The sequence below is a fragment of the Sporanaerobacter sp. genome (genome assembly GCF_047830725.1).
Classification (GTDB): Bacteria; Bacillota; Clostridia; order Tissierellales; family Sporanaerobacteraceae; genus Sporanaerobacter.
Map to the genome: position 1 here is coordinate 195,786 of NZ_CP181252.1, position 17,551 is coordinate 213,336.

Genomic DNA, 17,551 nt, shown 5'->3' on the forward strand with positions numbered 1-17,551 from the left:
TTTATTTCTCCTCATTTGTGCTTATTTGAGTATTTATATATTTATCTAAAACCTTTATCAAAAGAACAGCTATTATACTCCCACCAACACTGCTTAAGATAAAAGGATATACAAAAAAGAAGGTAGCTACTTCTTTGCCCATAAAATATTTTGCTACTGGAAATGCCATCATTCCTCCAATGACTCCTGTCCCAAATACTTCCCCTATAGAAGCCTTGTAGATATTTTTAGTATATTTATATACCATTCCTGCCAATAGTGCACCTATCATGCTTCCGGGAAAAGCTAAAAGACTTCCTGTTCCCAATATATTTCTCAATAGAGATATCGAAAAAGCTATCATCACACTATATGCAGGTCCTAAAATAGTAGCTGCTAACACATTTATAGCATGTTGTATTGGAAAACATTTTGATACTCCAACAGGAATATATATTATATTCCCAAGCACAACTCCTATAGCTACAAACATTGCAGCCATAGTTAATTTTTTAGTTTTTTTCATCTCCATACAAAATTCCCCCTATAAATTAGTCATCACTTCTCAAAATATTTATATCTTTCCCTTCCATTATCCTATTCATATTTCTGACTGAACACATCTTTCCACACATAGTACAACTATCTTTAAATTCTGGAGTAGACTCTTTTCTATACTTTCTTGGTTTTTCATCATCTATCGCCAATTCAAACATTTCTTCCCAATCCAATTTTCTTCTTGCATAACTCATCTTTAAATCCCATTCTCTTGCATTAGAAATACCCTTCCCTATATCTCCTGAATGAGCAGCTATCTTTGTAGCAATGATTCCTTCCTTCATATCTTCTAAATCTGGAAGTCTCAAATGTTCAGCTGGAGTTACATAACACAAAAAATCTGCTCCAGCACTTGCAGCTATTGCTCCTCCAATAGCACTGGTGATATGGTCATATCCCGGTGCTATATCTGTAACTATTGGTCCCAAGACATAAAATGGAGCCCCATAGCACAATTTCTTTTCCAATAAAACATTGGCCTCTATTTCATTTATAGCTATATGACCCGGTCCTTCTATCATGACTTGTACATTTCTTTCCCAAGCCCTTTTAGTCAATTCTCCAAGTACAATAAGTTCTTCTATCTGTGAAGCATCAGTTCCATCTGCTATGCTTCCTGGTCTCAAAGAATCTCCCAAACTCAATGTCAAATCATACTCTTCACATATATCTAAAAGTTCATCAAAATATTCATAAAAAGGATTTTCCTTGTCATTTAGTTCCATCCATGCATAAAGCAATGACCCTCCTCTAGATACTATATTTGTGACTCTTTTATTTTTCTTGAAAACTTCAGCAGTCTTTCTATTTATGCCTGCATGAACCGTGACAAAATCCACCCCATCTTCAGCATGTTTTCTAGCTACATCTAAAAATTCTTTAGATGTTATATCTTTTAGTTCCTTGTCATAAAATCCAACTGCATCATATACAGGCACAGTACCTATCATAGCTGGAGAAAGAGCAATCAACCTTCTTCTAAACTCTTCAGTCTTTCCAAAGGAACTTAAATCCATTATAGCTTCTACATTCATATCAATTGCTACTTTTACCTTTTCAAGTTCCTTATCTACATTTGGACAATCTCTAGAAATACCTAAATTGACATTTATCTTAGTCTTAAGCCCCTCTCCTATTCCCTCTGGATTTAAAGATTTGTGATTTTTATTAGCTGGTATAACTATTTTGCCTTTAGCTATGCCCTTTTTTAAAAGTTCAACATCCATATTTTCTTTTTTAGCTACTATATCCATTTCTTTTGTGATGATACCTTTTTTTGCAGCATCCATTTGTGTTGTATAATTCATTTAAAATTCCTCCTCATTCAATATTTTTTTTATGGATAAAACCATTTCATTCATATTTATAGAACCAACTAGTTCTGATATCATTGCAAAACACTTTCCTCCATGAGCTTTTACATCTAATATATTTTCTTTTTTTATTCCTCCAATAGCTACATAGGGAATACTTATGTTTTCTGAAACCCATTTTAAATACTTAAGTCCTTCCGATTTCTCTACATTTTTCTTTGTAAAAGTATCAAATATTGGTCCAACTCCTATATAATCTGCACCTTTTTCCACTGCTTCTATAGCTTGTTCTTTGTTGTGAGTTGAAACACCTACAATCATATTTGGAGCAATCTTCTTTATCTCCTCAATAGGTATATCATCTTGTCCCACATGTATACCATCAGCTTGAACTAGCATAGCTATATCCACATCATCATTGACAATAAAAGTAACATTTGCTTTTTTTGTCATCTCTCGTATAATTTTGCATTCTTTATATTTCTCTTTTTTTGATTTGTCTTTTTCCCTATACTGAATAATTTTTATACCTGATTCAATCATTTCTCTTACTATTTCAATACTTTTCTTTCCTTTCGAAAATTCTTCTCCTGTGATTCCATAGATGCATGTATCAGGCAATGTATTAGAAAAAACACGTTTTTCCAAACCATATACTTTAAATCTAATTTGTTCATATATCTTTGATTCTTCATAATGCCCTAAAATTTTCAAACATTCTTCAATACTTCTAATTCCTTCTTCTACTCTTTTAAAATTTGATATAAGTAAAGTTTCAATATCCTCCTTTTTGTCCAATGTACTCTTTTGAGATATTTGAAATCCTATGTCTGTATTTGAACTTCTATTTCTTAAAAGTTCAGGACTTTTAAAACTTTTTCTGACCAAATGGCGAATATCTCTAAGTTCTTTGGAAATTTCTCTATTTTCAAATACAAATCTTTCTATATCTTCTATGACTCTAATTCCTTCTGAAACCCTGTTTATATTTGCATCAATTATCCTATATACTTCCATCTTCAACCCTCCTTTCAAAAAATAAAAAACTGTACGCCAACAGATGCATACAGTTTTTATTCAAAATAAGCATAAAAAAACATATCCCTCCGTTGGAATTACCCAAATCAGGTTCATAGGGTCAGGAATAACATTCCTATCTCAGCCTATCACTATAAGCACCCCTTGATTGATTATTCAATTTTTATTTACATCTTCATCATATCACTTAACACTTAATATGTAAAATATATTTTAACAATATTGCAACTATATTTATTTTTAAAAATATAAAATGAACATTTTGTAGTATATAATACTCTTATATATAGGTAGGTGAGAAAATGGAAACAGAATTGTTAATTAAAAAAGCAAAAAAAGGGGATAAAGAAGCCCTGTTGCAACTTGTTATGGCACATGAAGCTGATTATTATAAATTAGCTTATGTATATATGAAAAACAAAGATGATGCATTAGATGCTATGCAAGACATGATTGTTATACTGTATGAAAACATGTCAAAACTAAAAAAAGAAGAATCCTTCTATAGTTGGAGTAAAACCATATTGGTCAATTTATGTAAAAACAAATTAAAAAAAAATAACAAAGTAATCCCTTTAGATGAAATAAAAGCCGAAGCCCAATATGAAACCTATGACAAATCTGAAAATCAAATAGTATTAGAAAAACATCTTTCTAAACTAAGTGAAAAACAACAAGAAGTAATTAGGCTTAAATATTTTCTTGATTTAGATTATAAAACTATATCTGAAATACTTAAAATTCCTATAGGAACTGTCAAATCAAGAATTAGCATTGGAATAGAAAAATTGAGAGAATCCATTGGAGGTGATTCGATTGAATGATGTTGAAAAACTTTTGTATGAAGGAAAAAAAGAAATAGATGATTTGGAAATACCTACAGATATAGAATCAGCACTACACTCTGCTTTAGAAAGTATTCCAAATAAAAAGAAAAAAAATATTAAAGGTAGAGTCGCTGCCTTGATATTGGCAGTTTTGCTTTTAGGATATAATATGGACACATTGGCCTTTTATAGCAAGAAGTTGATTGGATATGAAAATGTAATGAATGGTACCCTTAAAGAATTAAATCAATTGGGAAAAGGGCAAACAATAGACAAATCTCATACTTTTTCTAATGGTGTAAAATTTACTTTAGATTCCATAATGCTTGATGATAACACTATGGTCATGTTTTATACTTTATATTCTCCTGATGGAAATGTAATGGATGTTGATTCAAATACGCATATTAGCATAACTAATATGCAGGACAAATTATTTACTTATGGTGGTTCTGGAGATGCAAATAAAAACAATACAGAGATGAAATGGGTTATTTCAACTCATGAAGCTCCTAAACTCTCTGAGAAAACCATGAAAATAAATTTAAGCTACACCCATGAAAATGGAGATATAGAATATGGAGACATTAAATTTAAAATAGATAGAAATCAAGCTGTAGGAAAAAGCTTAAAAATATCATTAAATAAAAAAATTAAATTAGATCAAAGACACATAAAAGTGAAATCTTTAATAGCCTCACCTACTACTACAATTGTTAAAGGACAAATCCAAAATATCATAGAACTAGGTTTAGATCATATAAATAAAAATAGGATTATGCCAAATGATATTGAAATGGCATTGATAGCCGATGGGAAAGAAGTTGCATGGGAAGGCTCTGGAATATCTACAGATATCAAAGGAATCAACTTTGATGCTAGATTTGATGCGATACCAACAGATACTAAAAATTTGCAATTAAAACTTATATCTTTTTCTGGAGAATATGATGTACATGAAAACATTCATCTAATTAAAAATACTTCTAAAGATATAAAAATTCTTGGTCAAGATATTGAGATAAACAATATATACGAAAAAGAAGGCAATACCTATATAACTATTACCACAGATAAAAACACATCATTAAGCAAAGTATATTTATATATGGATGGAAAAAAAGTAGAACTTGTTGAAACTATACCGGAGAAATCAGAAAATCATACTAGAACCCTTAAATTTCAAGGAACTGGAGAAGACTTAAAGCTTAATATTGAAAAAATCAAATATAAAAAATATTATAATGACATTATATACTCCTATGACAAATAAAAATCAGACAATAAATCTTGTCTGATTTTTTATTTATTCAACTATTACCGCTGTTCCTGAAGCTGTCACCATGAGCATATCTCCACCTTGACCTAATACTTCATAGTCTATATCAACTCCAACTACTGCATTGGCTCCTATTTGAGCAGCTCTATTTTCCATCTCTCTTATAGCTGCTTCTCTAGCTTCTATCAATTCGCCCTCATAAGAACTAGATCTTCCACCAAAGAAATTGCTAAGCCCAGCTGCAAAATCCTTTAAAAAATTGACACCAGAAACCACTTCTCCAAATACAATTCCCTTATATTCTACTATTTTCTTGCCTTCAATACTCGGTGTTGTAGTTATTATCATATAATCACCTCTATATATTTTATTTAATTATACCCTATAATATAACTAATTTACCATTCAATTTTTCACTTTCCATCAAATATTCTAAACTCATATCCTTGACTTATCAAATAATCTAAAATTTCAGGAAGTGCAGCAACTGTAGTCTTTTTAGCAGCTGCATCATGCATGAGTATTATAAGCTTATTTTTTCCTTTTGCAGTACTTTTAAATCTTTGGACTAGTTTATCTTTTGGTATATTGTGTCCTTCTGCATCTCCATTTAGTGCATTCCAATCAACATATGAAATTCCCTTAGCTTCTACAGCTTTTACAAAAGGTTTTTTCTTGTCTCCGTGAGATCCTCCCGGAAATCTAATGACATTTGTCTTGAAATCTTCTCCCAATATACTTTTTAGAACCTTTTCCGCCTTGTCCAAGTCTGCAATAAAATTGTCAGTACTTTTATATACATATTTATAATTGTGAGAATAAGTATGATTTCCAATAGCATGTCCACTTTCATACTCTCTTTTTACCAGTTCTGGATTTTGTTCTGCTAAATAGCCAATGGTGAAAAAAGTTGCCTTGATATTGTATTTATCCAATATATCTAATATCTGAGGGGTGACATTTTTTGAAGGTCCATCATCAAAAGTTAAATAAGCTATTTTTTTATTTTCATTGATTTTCTCTTCAACTGGAGCTTCTTCGACTACATCTTCTTTTTTCTCATTTTCTTCTTTGGAATTTTTTTCCTCTTCTTTAATATTGTTTTGATTTGTATTGACCGTAGTCGTCTGTTCTTTCACTTCAGTTTTTTCTCTAGGCTTATCTTTGGGCTTGTCCTCTTTTTTTACTTCCTTCAATGCTATTTTTTTTTCGGCAGGAATCTTTAATTCCTCTTTTCCCTCTTTTACTTCTTCCTTTTTTAGCTCCACTTCTTCTGCTTCAGCAGATTTCATCACTAGTTTGTTTCCTATATCAATACCTATTCCTATAAATAGAATAAATGCAATTAAAAACGTAAACACTAAAAATCTTCTTTTTTTCCTCTGTCTCTTTCTTTGTTTAATTTTATATCCTCTTGAATTTCTCATACTATGTCACCTCATGTCTTGTTTTGTCATTCTATATATAGGATACTATTTTTGTCACATGATTGGGTTACAAAGAAGTTACATCTTCCATGGAAAAAGATGGAGTGAGAATCAATACTCACTCCATCTTTTATGCAAAACTATTTTTTATAGAGCAGCTTTATATATTTTTAGTACATCCTCATAAACTAATGGTTTGAAATTTCCTACCGTTCCACCCTTATGGTATACAGCTGCTCTGGCCATTTTTTCTAGATTTTCTTCTCCTATACCAACTTCTCTTAAACTCATTGGTATTCCCAAAGAAATAAAGAATTCTTTTGTTTTATCTATGGCCTCATGGGCTATAGCATATTTGTCCTTATCTTTGTCAATTCCCCATACATTAACACCATATTCAACAAATTTATCTACTCTTTCATCATCTAAAACATACTCCATCCAATGTGGAGTAAGTATCGCTAACCCTACTCCATGAGTTATATCATAATATGCAGACAACTCATGTTCCATAGCATGGACACTCCATACTGCTTTTTTCCCATAAGATAAAAGACCATTTATAGCAAGACTTGAAGCCCACATGATATTAGCTCTTGCTTCATAGTTTTCTGGTTCCTCAATAGCTAATTTCCCATAATTGATACAAGTTTTCAAAACTGCTTCTGCCAATCTATTTTGTAAATAAGCACCATCGTTTAAAGTGAAATAATTTTCAAAAGTATGACTCATAATATCAGCAACCCCAGCTGCTGTCTGACTTTTAGGTACTGTAAAAGTATAAGTTGGATCTAATATAGAAATTTTAGGTGCCATAGATGGATGACCTACCCCTAGTTTTTGTTTGGTCTCCATATTAGTTATGACTGCTACTGAATCCATTTCTGAACCTGTAGCAGCTAAAGTAAGTACCGCACCTATTGGAAGAGATTTTTCTATTTTAGCTTTACCTATGACTAAATCCCATGGATCCTCATCATAATAATATCCAGCAGCTATTACTTTAGAACAATCAATGGTACTTCCTCCACCTACAGCTAAAATAAAATCTATTCCTTCTTCCCTACATATTTTAATGCCTTCTCTCACACTATCTATTCTTGGATTTGGATCTATTCCTCCTAATTCATGAAACTCAATACCTTCGCTTTTTAATACTCTCACAACATCATCATAAATACCGTTTCTCTTGATACTTCCACCTCCATAAGTCAAAAGCACCTTAGATGAGTATTCTTTTATTTGCTTTCCTAATACTTCAATTTGACCTTTCCCAAAAAAAATTTTTGTAGGTATAGAATAATTGAAATTTAACAATATATCAACTCCTTTACATTCTCGTTCGATAATATATTACCCCCAAAAAATTATTCTCACCATAGATTTAAAAAAAACATAAAAGCATGAATCTATTCACTTAAAATGTTGTGAGCCGCTTTAAGATGTTTTCTTATTTCAATATTTTGAGGGCAAATAGCTTCACACTTTCCACATTCTACACATCTAGAAGCATCCATTTCCTTTTCTATATAAGATTTATATATTTTTTTAGAGTTTTCTTCCGCTCCAAAGACAAATACATTGTTGTATATTTCAAAAATATCTGGAATACTCACATTTTGTGGACAAGGAAGACAGTACTCACAACCAGTACAACCAACTTTAATCTTTTCCCTATAAATATCTGTAACTTTATCTATCAATTGAAGCTCTTTTGTCTCTAAAGAATTTGGTAGAGCACTGGAAACAGTTTGTATATTTTCTTTTACCTGTTCCATAGTAGACATACCACTCAACATAACTGATACTTCCTCATGATTCAATACCCATCTAATAGCCCATTCAGAAGGAGTTCTTTTTATATCATTTAAATCCCATATAGCTTTAATTTCATCTGATGGATTTGACAATTTTCCACCTTTCACAGGCTCCATTATAACTACAGACAAACCTTTTTCATGAGCATATCTAAGTCCTTCTTCTCCAGCTTGATAGTCTCTGTCCAAATAATTCAATTGTATCTGACAAAAATCCCAGTCATAGGAATCAACAATATCTTTAAATACATCTAATTCATCATGAAAAGAAAAACCTGCATATTTAATTTTTCCACTTTTCTTGGCTTCATCTAAAAATTTCAAAACATCTAGACTCTTGATCTTATTCCAAGATCCTTTATCTAAACTATGCAACAAATAAAAATCAATATAATCTGTATCAAGTTTGCATAGTTGTTCATCTAAATATTTGTTAAAATCTTCATAGCTATTAGTCAACCAAACAGGAAGTTTCGTTGCCAAATGTATTTTTTCCCTATATCCATCTTTAAGAGCTTTACCTACTACATACTCACTATTCCCTTGATGATAAGGGTAAGCTGTATCAATGTAGTTGACTCCATTATTTATAGCATATCTAATCATTTCTATAGCTTTTTCTTCATCTATTTTGCTAGAATCATTATCTAGTATTGGAAAACGCATACATCCAAAACCAAGAGCTGACACCTTTAGATTATCCTTAGTAAAATTTCTATATTGCATAAAAAACCCCTCCCAAAATTTATTTTTGTATATAAGCATGTCCTTTCTATAGCTTTAACAAATTGGCTTTATAATCTTTAAATCCACAAAAATCCTCTCTATAAAACTCTCCAACTGTTTTAAATCCTAGGCTATCATGAAAAGACAATGAAGCTATATTTTTTTCTGGAGCTGTATTTACAAATACCAATATTCCCTTATCATTATAATTGTTTTTTAAAAATCTATACAATTCTTTTCCAATATGTTGTCCTTGAAATTCCCTCTTAACACCTATCTGTTCACTATATATACAACCATCTATATTTTCCTTCAATTCAGTATACTCAAGCATATCCTTGGGATATTCAGTACTAAACCACAAAAATCCTACAACATCTCTATTAATCCTGGCAACTATAAAATTTTCAATATTGTCCTCTATAAATTCTTTGGGTATTATCCTCAACAAAACTCCATTTTCCCTATTCTTTATATACTTTATATTGAGTTCTTTTGAAATACTATGAATAGACATGGTATCTTCTTTTTTAGCCTTTTCTATGAGCAAGTAAATTCACCTCTAATCTAAATTTATCAAAGCTTGTCAGCCAGTTCTTTAAGTTTTAGGCCTTCTACTCTATATACAGTCCAATCTGACATTGGCTTTGCACCCATTTCCTTGTAAAATTCAATAGATGAAGTATTCCAATCAAGGCACCACCAGTCAAGTCTGCCACAATCCCTATCTATTGCAATTTTACCTAAAAAAGATAGAAGCACTTTTCCAAATCCTTTTCCTCTCATTTCAGGCTTAACAAAAAGATCCTCTAAATACAAATTTGCTTTGCCCAAAAAAGTTGAAAAATTGTGAAAGAACAATGCAAATCCCACTGCTTCTCCATTATACTCTCCAATAACAACTTCAGCTTGTCCTTTTTCAAATATAGATTTTTTAAGAATTTCCTCAGTAGCAGTGACCTCATCTAAAAGCTTTTCATATTCAGCCAAATCCTTTATGAATTGAAGAATCAATTTAGTGTCATCTATAGTTGCAAATCTTATAGTGAAACCTTCTATGGAAGTTGAATACACATTTTCTTTATTCATTGCAATCCTCCTCGTCGTATAATGAGTCCCATGTCTTATTTCCCAATTTTCATCTCCAATTGAAAATCTTTTTTGAACATTATAAAACAATATAGAATTCTCATCATTTTTAAAGTTTGACCAATTAATATTTGTCATAGCTAATGATTTCTTTAAGTTCTTTTCTTGGTCTTTGAGATGGAGATTCTAGAGGATATCCTAGTGGAGTCATTGCTACTACCCTTACATCTTCAGGAATATCCAAGGCCTTTTTCACCATATCTTCATCAAAACTTCCAAGCCAACAAGTACCTAATCCCTGCTCATATGCTTCCAATACCATATATGCAGTTGCAATAGATACATCAATGGTATAACGTGGCTGTCCACATTTCATAACTCCACTTGTATTCTTCCCACAACAAACTAAAATTATTGGAGCCTCTCCAATAAATGGTTGATCAGCTGCTTTGACAAGCTTTTCTTTTACTTCTGGATTCTTTACAACGATAAACTTCCATTCCTGTATATTCCTTGCAGATGGAGAAAGTCTTGCAGCCTCTAAAACCTTTAACAATTTTTCATCTTCTATCGGTTTGTTGCTATACTTTCTTATACTTCTTCTTCCTTGTATTGCAGATAAAACATCCATTAAAATTCCTCCTTTACAGTTTATACCCTTTTGCAATACCAAACTATTCTTAAAATATATATTTCTACAAATATATCATATTTCCTCTTTTTAGATGTCTCAACTATATAATATATTTAAAATATCTAAAAATCTGTAACTATTTTGTAATTTAAAATTCCTAGTTTTCCTTATATAATGATTGTAGGAGGTGAAAATAGTGAGAAAATTTCAAAAATATTTAATACTAGGTCTTATATTATTTTTAATCCTTTCATCATTGACAGGCTGTGGTTCCAAAAAATCAAGTCAGCAAAGTGTTTCTAATAAAATGAGTTTAGCTCCTACTGAAAGCAAAGAAGAACGTGACAATAACGATGAAGCTAGTCCTCTAGAACCTGAAAAAGTCATCACCAACGTTTATATACAACTTGAAACTACTGAATTTGAAAAAGCTAATAAAGACTTGAATGCCTTAATATCTAAACACAATGCTTATGTAGAAAACTCTCAAATAGATTATAACCAATATTACAACAATAAAAGCTATAGAAATGGCTTTTATCTAATTAGAGTTCCAAAAGATAAAATATCTTCTTTTAAATCTGGCCTTAATGGTGTTGGCAATATAATCAGTGAAAGTACCAATAAACAAGATGTAACCAGTGAATATAGAGATACTGAATCCAGATTGAAAGTTCTTGAAGTCAAAGAAGAAAGAATTTTAGCCCTACTATCTAAAGCAGAAAAAATGGAAGATATAATTAAGTTAGAAAATGAGCTCAGTGAAACCATATATGAAAAAGAAAAACTTAAGACTAATCTCATGAATATTGATGATAAAGTAGATTTTAGTACCTTTGAAATCAATATTAAAGAAGTAGAAAGATTAACCAATCAACAAACTACAGATACCAGCTTTGGAAAGAAACTAGCTAATGCCTTTAAGAATTCCTTGTTTTCTTTTAGAAAAGCATTAGAAACATTTGTAATCTCAATAGTCTATATACTTCCTTTCGCAGTAGTCATTGGAATAATAGCATATTTTGTAATTAAACTTATAATAAAAAGAAAAAATAAGGAGAGGTAATTCTCTCCTTAACGTACACTTTCTACCTTTTTATGTTTGTATGAATATATTGCAAATCCAATAGTACTAAATGAACATAGAGGCACAACAAGCCATGTTGGCAAAACTCCTATGACTATAACTAAAAATCCAGAAATCGCCATGCCAAATATCCCATACTTTGGATACTTTACAGCAAATAAAGAAAACAATGCACCAAATATTGCGGGCAATACATAATCAAAAGCCTTTATTACTACAGGTGGAAAATATGAAATTAATACATTACCTGCCAAAGCAGCAATTGTTACTACTATTAAATTTGTTATTATAGAACCTGCTATACCCAATGTAGCAACCAACTCACCTTCATTGGTTCCTGGTTCTGCACCAATAACTTCTTGAGCAACTACAGCACAAGGTACCCTTACATTAGCAATGTTGCCAGATAAAAAAGACATATACGTTCCAGACATACCTAGAATTGGAAAATATGAAATTGGAGTAGCGAAATATTCAACTCCATATATGGAAGCAATCATAAACCAAGCAGTAAATATTGTCTTTACCGGTGGAATTGCCCCATATCTAATCCAAAGGTATATTCCAGGTAGCATACACAATGGAATTGCTCCCAACAATGTCCAGCGGCCTGTTTTTATTATTTTCTTCGTAAATACTTCTTCATATGAATTTAAATTATTTTTTTCCAAATTTCCCCCTCCTTCAATCATTAAACTAAAACGGCTATAAACATACCAATTATCATTGATATTCCTAAATTATATTCTTTAAGTTTAGGAGCTTTATCCGATACCTTATCAAGTATAACCATTACAATTGCAGATACTAAAGCCGCCACAAACCTATCTATCCCTGCTTTTGAATTACTCATTACTAAATAAGATGCCGTTCCTAATATGGCAGCACCACAAATTTGCCCCATTAAGGCTGTATCTCCACCTGCTATTTTATCTTGCAATTTATCTAATTTATTTGTAAATAATCCGCAGAATAAAAGCCATCCACACCCATTTAACGTCATAGTCCATACTGATGAAGCAAATGCAGTAACATCATATTCAGGAGAACCAAATTCAACGCCCATAGCCTTAGCACCTATAGTTGAAGCTGTTAATTCCGTTGGTGCTGCACCTATAAAAGACAATCTCAACCATGTAATTGGCCCACCAATAACTGCCATCATTCCAAGCATGACAACAAATACTGAAAGTGAAGGGCCTATAGCAGATACTGCTCCAACTTTAAAAGCCTTTTTACACTGTTCTTTTGTTAAGCTTGTTGTTTCAGAGGCTTTAATTGCTCTTTTAGAAAACAAATAAGCTTGAATACCGACCATTGCAACTGCCGGTATTGCCATTATCCATAATATCGGATCATTTGCAATTTCCAAATAATCTTTCATGTTATTCTCCTTTCTAACTTTAAAATTAGTAAAATTTATATTTAGGGGACACCTTTTAAGCTTTGCTGCTAATTTAGTGTCCCCATGAATTTAAACTAGATATATATTCACTTTGAAATTATCTATTGTATACGCTACTATCTATTCCTTCTAAGTATTTAACTACATTTTCTAGTGGTTCAACATCAGCAAATTTAGCATCCATATCAAATAGATTCCATGCAATAACTCCAGGTACTCTATCACCTATTGTTCCTTCAGGAACTATAGTCTTGAATCCATATCCTGTTGAATCCATTACTGTATGTCTAACACATGCACATGAAGTAGCTCCCATTACTATTACAGTGTCAACTCCTAATTTATACAAAGTTTGAGCTAAATGTGTACCAAAGAAATTACTTGCATATTTTTTGTGAATAACTGGTTCTTCTGGTCTTGGTTTCAACTTTGGATCTATTTCCATCCATTCTGAATTAATATCTAATGTATGCATAGGAATTTTTTCGTCCCATCTTGGTAAATCCCATTGTTCTTTTCCTACGTATCCAGTAGTTGTATGGAAAATAGGTACTCCAGATTTTCTTGCAGCTTCCAATACTTTTAAAGCATTGGCACAAACCTCTTCATTGTTGTTGCATGTAAATGGATGACCATCTGACATCCAAGCTTTTGCCATATCTACTGTTGTAACAGCAGGTGCTTTTCCATAACCCATTCTAGTTTGAAATCCTCTTTCTCTATAAATCTTTCTTGCTTCATCAAAAGCCTTTTCTAACAATTCTGTATCAAATTCGTATGTTCCACCATTATCTTTAAAATCATTGTTTGACATTTATAAATCCTCCCTTTGTTTTTATTTTCAATACTTTATTTAGTATTGAACTTCTTGTCTTTATATATAGCAAGTTCCGTGCCAACTCTTAAAAGGTGAAGATTTAGCCAAACACGCTTCTTTAAACTTAAAAAAGCATTGCAATTTTGCAGCAAAAATTTCATATATCCTTCAAAACCCTGTATTTATTAGCCTTTGTAAATTTGCAAACCCCTTCATATTAATTGCAGAATTGCAACACCACCTTATATTTCCTAATCAAAATCAACCTTTATATTATATTTTTTTATCTTTCTACATAAAGTAGATGGGTGAATATCCAAAGTTTCAGCAGTTTCTCTTATAGAATTGTGCTTACTTAATGCAACTCTAATAATATTTTTTTCATACATACCTAAAATATAATTTAATCTTGGAATACAATCACCATTTTCGCAAACGCTTTCTTCCATGACATGTTCTGTCAACACCCAGCTTGGAAGCTGTTCAATACTGATTTCATCATTAGGGTTTACAATGAATAGATATTCAACCAAATTCTCCAATTCTCTTACATTGCCTGGCCAAGAATAATTAGTCAATATTTCTTCTACTTCAGAAGTAAAAGTTATATTTTTTTTGTATTTTCTATTTAATTGTTCTAAAAAATATGAAGCAATTTCAGGAATATCTTCTTTCCTTTCTCTAAGAGGCGGAATCTTGACAGGCAATACACTTAATCTAAAAAAAAGATCTTCTCTAAAATTTCCCTCTTTAACAGCTTCGGCTAAATTTACATTTGTAGCAGCTAAAACCCTTACATCAACTTTTACAGTCTTTTCGGCCCCAACAGGATGTACCTCCATTTCCTGTAACACCCTCAACAATTTAGGCTGTACAGATAAGTCTAATTCACCTATTTCATCTAGTAGAATAGTCCCTCCATTGGCTAATTCAAACATCCCTATTTTTCCTTGAGAAGAAGCTCCTGTAAAAGAACCTGGAACATACCCAAACAATTCAGATTCAAATAGCTCTCCTGGTATAGCTGAACAATTTACCTTTATAAAAGGTCCATCCTTTCTTGGACTATGCTGATGAATAAATTTTGCCAATACCTCTTTACCAGTTCCAGATTCTCCAGTGATAAGCACAGTACTATCAAAAGGTGCTAACTTTGAAGCAAACTTTAGCATATCTCCCATAGCTTGACTCTTGTAGACTAATCCTTCACATTTTAACTGTTCCTGACGAAGTTGTTGCAATTCATCAGAATATTTTTGAGTCAGTACCTTTGTTTCTTCCAATTCTTTTCTTAAGTTCATAAGCTCTGTAATATTCCTTGTATTGCATACAACTCCAATAAGTTTTCCATCATTGTCATATATTGGATTGGCAGTGGTCAAAGCAGATTTGCCAGTGACATATTTATGAATAAGAGATAAAGGCTCTTGTTTTTCTAATACTGATAAAGATGCAGCTGCATTAAAAACTTTATTCTCTAATAGTGTTTTAAGATTCCTACCTACCATATCCTCTCTTTTTAAGCCAGTAGTAGTTTCATAAGAATGATTTACATATACTACATTTCCACAATTATCAGAAACTAAAATTCCATCAGAAGAAGCTTCTAATGCCGCTATAAGCATATCTTTTCTCTTAGATTCGTTGACCCCATCGTCTCTTGCTAAAGATACCATGAAATTCCCCCTTCATATATTGCGTTCACTATAAATTCTAATTTGTATATATTGCAAAATTTTATACTTGTCGTTTAAACTATATCACTTGTCTATATTATAACAAATATTTATATTAAATAAAAACATTATGTATTCACTGTGTTTCTTATATGTATTTCACAAAAAAGACCCTAACTCTTTAAAGTTAAGGTCTTTTCTCTTTTCATATTGAATTAGTTTCAAAGCGTCACCATGCCACCTAATCCTATTTCTTCTGCTACGTTTTGCATTCCCTTTATTGTCTCTTCAATGATTTCATCTAAACTCATACCAAGCATTTCCGCTCCTTCCTCAATGACTTGTCTGTTAACTCCTGCTGCAAAACTTTTATCTTTCCACTTTTTCTTTACAGATTTCACTTTCATATCAAGTACGCTCTTACTTGGACGAACTAATGCTACAGCAGTTATGAGCCCTGTCAATTCATCAATAGTATACAATACCTTTTCCATTATCTCTTTAGGTTCTTCATCAGAACAAATCTTCCAACCATGACTTACTATTCCATGTATATAATCTTCTGGCCAGTTCTCTTCAGTCAATATCTCCCTTGTCTTTTTGCAATGTTCTTCAGGATACATTTCATAGTCTAAATCATGTATCAAACCAATAATTCCCCATTTTTCTTTATCTTCTTCTCCAAAGATTTCTGCAAAATGTAGCATCACTGCCTCAACAGCTAAACCATGTTTTATCAAACTCTCACTTTTATTGTACTTTTTGAACAGTTCATAAGCTTCTTCTCTACTTGGCATAAAATCATCTCCCAACTAAAATTTATAATTTATATATTTTCGCCTTTCCAGTTTTCTAATGCTTTTTTAACGGATCTTGCCATTTCCACAGAAAAATCTGCTCCTGTTTTTTTTAAATACATAAACTGTCCAAAATTCTCTACCCCAAGTTTTTCATAATCCATATTCCCTCTATTTTTGAACATTTCTTCAAATTCTTGATTTTCAAGTCTTCTATACTTTTCATTAAATACTATATACTTTTTATCAAATCTCTCTCTATGAATCCTTTCAAAATCATCTGGGTAATATCCCATTGCTAAAAGTGCTACTGGAAAAGTCCATTTTGGTAAATTAAACATTTCCCTATGAACCTCATAATTTTCCATTATATCTCCAATATAACAAGAGCCTATACCCAAGGATTCAGCAGCTACAACAGCATTCTGAGCAGCAATTAAAGCATCACAACAAGCTAAAAACAAATCAGCCTCTTCTGGACCATTATACTCTATGTTTTTCTCTTTACATATTTCTTTCACATTGCAATAATCATAATAGTCGAACCATCTTTGCATATCAGCTAAAAACAACAACTGTACTGGTGCTTTTGAAATAAAACCTTGATTATCACAAGTAATACTCAGTTTTTTCTTTGTCTCTTCATCTTTTATGACAATTATAGAATAGAGCTGCATATTTCCTGCAGTAGGTGCTTTAGTGGCACTTTTAATGATAATATCCAAGTCCTCTTCTTTGATAGGCAAATCTTTATATTTTCTAAGTGATACTCTTTCCTCCAAAATCCTAATGACATCATTCATACTAAATAGCCCCCTAGACAATTTTTTTGAATCTATTATGTAACCTTAAAATATCTTATCTAATGTTTCTTTTAATACTTGAATCTCTTCATCAGTTAAAGTTATTCCTTTCCCAATTTTTTCATCTTCATGATTCCAATCTCTAAGATCATATTTTGCAGTTCTTCCATTCCAACTTACTTTATTTAATTCCTTTGTCCACTTCCCATTTTCCGAGAGAATTGCTATTCTTTCAACAATTTCATATTTAAATTCTGCCATTTCAATTCCTCCTTTGAT

Annotated in this window: 20 protein-coding genes and 1 riboswitch; of the genes, 3 read left to right on the top strand and 17 right to left on the bottom strand. The window is 31.6% G+C overall.

The window, feature by feature from the left end; genetic code table 11:
* Position 1: 1 nt before the first annotated feature.
* The 3 genes from thiW to thiE are packed head-to-tail and all read right to left on the bottom strand — an operon-like array spanning position 2 to position 2,867.
* Positions 2–511, bottom strand: coding sequence for an energy coupling factor transporter S component ThiW (thiW, locus tag ACFWUA_RS01000; RefSeq protein WP_416198317.1), 510 nt, complete (start codon positions 509–511; stop codon positions 2–4).
* A 19-nt stretch (positions 512–530) separates the two neighbouring features.
* On the bottom strand, positions 531–1,844 hold the full coding sequence (gene thiC, locus ACFWUA_RS01005; RefSeq protein ID WP_416198318.1) for a phosphomethylpyrimidine synthase ThiC: 1,314 nt from the start codon (positions 1,842–1,844) through the stop codon (positions 531–533).
* On the bottom strand, positions 1,845–2,867 hold the full coding sequence (gene thiE / locus ACFWUA_RS01010; RefSeq protein WP_416198319.1) for a thiamine phosphate synthase: 1,023 nt from the start codon (positions 2,865–2,867) through the stop codon (positions 1,845–1,847).
* Positions 2,868–2,934: 67 nt separating this feature from the next.
* A riboswitch (TPP riboswitch) is annotated at positions 2,935–3,043 on the bottom strand.
* Between the two features lie 147 nt (positions 3,044–3,190).
* Between thiE and ACFWUA_RS01015 the strand changes: the two genes are divergently transcribed.
* A complete protein-coding gene (locus ACFWUA_RS01015) occupies positions 3,191–3,712 on the top strand; it encodes an RNA polymerase sigma factor (protein WP_416198320.1) in 522 nt (173 codons plus the stop codon).
* Positions 3,705–4,988 (top strand): DUF4179 domain-containing protein, encoded by a 1,284-nt coding sequence (locus ACFWUA_RS01020; RefSeq protein WP_416198321.1) that lies wholly within the window; start codon positions 3,705–3,707, stop codon positions 4,986–4,988. Before ACFWUA_RS01015 ends, ACFWUA_RS01020 begins: the two co-directional genes overlap by 8 nt.
* Positions 4,989–5,021: 33 nt before the next feature.
* Here ACFWUA_RS01020 and ACFWUA_RS01025 read toward each other — a convergent pair whose 3' ends face one another.
* The 7 genes from ACFWUA_RS01025 to ACFWUA_RS01055 form a co-directional block, all read right to left on the bottom strand.
* The gene (locus ACFWUA_RS01025; RefSeq protein WP_416198322.1) at positions 5,022–5,342 is read right to left on the bottom strand and encodes a putative heavy metal-binding protein; all 321 of its coding nucleotides are present in this window, start codon (positions 5,340–5,342) and stop codon (positions 5,022–5,024) included.
* A gap of 65 nt (positions 5,343–5,407) precedes the next feature.
* Positions 5,408–6,421: a polysaccharide deacetylase family protein gene (locus ACFWUA_RS01030; protein ID WP_416198323.1), complete on the bottom strand. Its 1,014-nt coding sequence runs from the start codon at positions 6,419–6,421 to the stop codon at positions 5,408–5,410.
* A gap of 147 nt (positions 6,422–6,568) precedes the next feature.
* The gene (locus tag ACFWUA_RS01035) at positions 6,569–7,738 is read right to left on the bottom strand and encodes an iron-containing alcohol dehydrogenase (RefSeq protein ID WP_416198324.1); all 1,170 of its coding nucleotides are present in this window, start codon (positions 7,736–7,738) and stop codon (positions 6,569–6,571) included.
* Between the two features lie 92 nt (positions 7,739–7,830).
* Positions 7,831–8,964 (bottom strand): aldo/keto reductase, encoded by a 1,134-nt coding sequence (locus tag ACFWUA_RS01040; RefSeq protein ID WP_416198325.1) that lies wholly within the window; start codon positions 8,962–8,964, stop codon positions 7,831–7,833.
* Between the two features lie 46 nt (positions 8,965–9,010).
* Positions 9,011–9,514 carry a GNAT family N-acetyltransferase gene (locus ACFWUA_RS01045; protein ID WP_416198326.1) on the bottom strand — a complete coding sequence of 168 codons (504 nt, stop codon included), beginning with the start codon at positions 9,512–9,514 and terminating at the stop codon, positions 9,011–9,013.
* 26 nt (positions 9,515–9,540) lie between these two features.
* A complete protein-coding gene (locus ACFWUA_RS01050; RefSeq protein WP_416198327.1) occupies positions 9,541–10,053 on the bottom strand; it encodes a GNAT family N-acetyltransferase in 513 nt (170 codons plus the stop codon).
* A gap of 124 nt (positions 10,054–10,177) precedes the next feature.
* Positions 10,178–10,684 (bottom strand): nitroreductase family protein, encoded by a 507-nt coding sequence (locus tag ACFWUA_RS01055; RefSeq protein ID WP_416198328.1) that lies wholly within the window; start codon positions 10,682–10,684, stop codon positions 10,178–10,180.
* A gap of 199 nt (positions 10,685–10,883) precedes the next feature.
* Between ACFWUA_RS01055 and ACFWUA_RS01060 the strand changes: the two genes are divergently transcribed.
* Entirely contained in the window at positions 10,884–11,753 is an 870-nt protein-coding gene (locus ACFWUA_RS01060) for a DUF4349 domain-containing protein (protein WP_416198329.1), read from the top strand.
* Positions 11,754–11,761: 8 nt separating this feature from the next.
* On the opposite strand, the gene ACFWUA_RS01065 is transcribed toward ACFWUA_RS01060, so the two are convergent.
* The 7 genes from ACFWUA_RS01065 to ACFWUA_RS01095 form a co-directional block, all read right to left on the bottom strand.
* A complete protein-coding gene (locus ACFWUA_RS01065; RefSeq protein WP_416198330.1) occupies positions 11,762–12,445 on the bottom strand; it encodes a hypothetical protein in 684 nt (227 codons plus the stop codon).
* A 20-nt stretch (positions 12,446–12,465) separates the two neighbouring features.
* Complete coding sequence (locus ACFWUA_RS01070; RefSeq protein WP_416198331.1) at positions 12,466–13,158, bottom strand: DUF5058 family protein; 693 nt, start codon at positions 13,156–13,158, stop codon at positions 12,466–12,468.
* Between the two features lie 118 nt (positions 13,159–13,276).
* Complete coding sequence (locus ACFWUA_RS01075) at positions 13,277–13,993, bottom strand: isochorismatase family protein (protein ID WP_416198332.1); 717 nt, start codon at positions 13,991–13,993, stop codon at positions 13,277–13,279.
* A gap of 254 nt (positions 13,994–14,247) precedes the next feature.
* The gene (locus ACFWUA_RS01080; RefSeq protein WP_416198333.1) at positions 14,248–15,672 is read right to left on the bottom strand and encodes a sigma-54 interaction domain-containing protein; all 1,425 of its coding nucleotides are present in this window, start codon (positions 15,670–15,672) and stop codon (positions 14,248–14,250) included.
* A gap of 221 nt (positions 15,673–15,893) precedes the next feature.
* Complete coding sequence (locus ACFWUA_RS01085) at positions 15,894–16,469, bottom strand: HD domain-containing protein (RefSeq protein WP_416198334.1); 576 nt, start codon at positions 16,467–16,469, stop codon at positions 15,894–15,896.
* Positions 16,470–16,498: 29 nt separating this feature from the next.
* A complete protein-coding gene (locus ACFWUA_RS01090) occupies positions 16,499–17,272 on the bottom strand; it encodes a nitroreductase family protein (RefSeq protein WP_416198335.1) in 774 nt (257 codons plus the stop codon).
* Between the two features lie 45 nt (positions 17,273–17,317).
* A complete protein-coding gene (locus tag ACFWUA_RS01095) occupies positions 17,318–17,533 on the bottom strand; it encodes a YdbC family protein (protein ID WP_416198336.1) in 216 nt (71 codons plus the stop codon).
* Between the last annotated feature and the right edge of the window lie 18 nt (positions 17,534–17,551).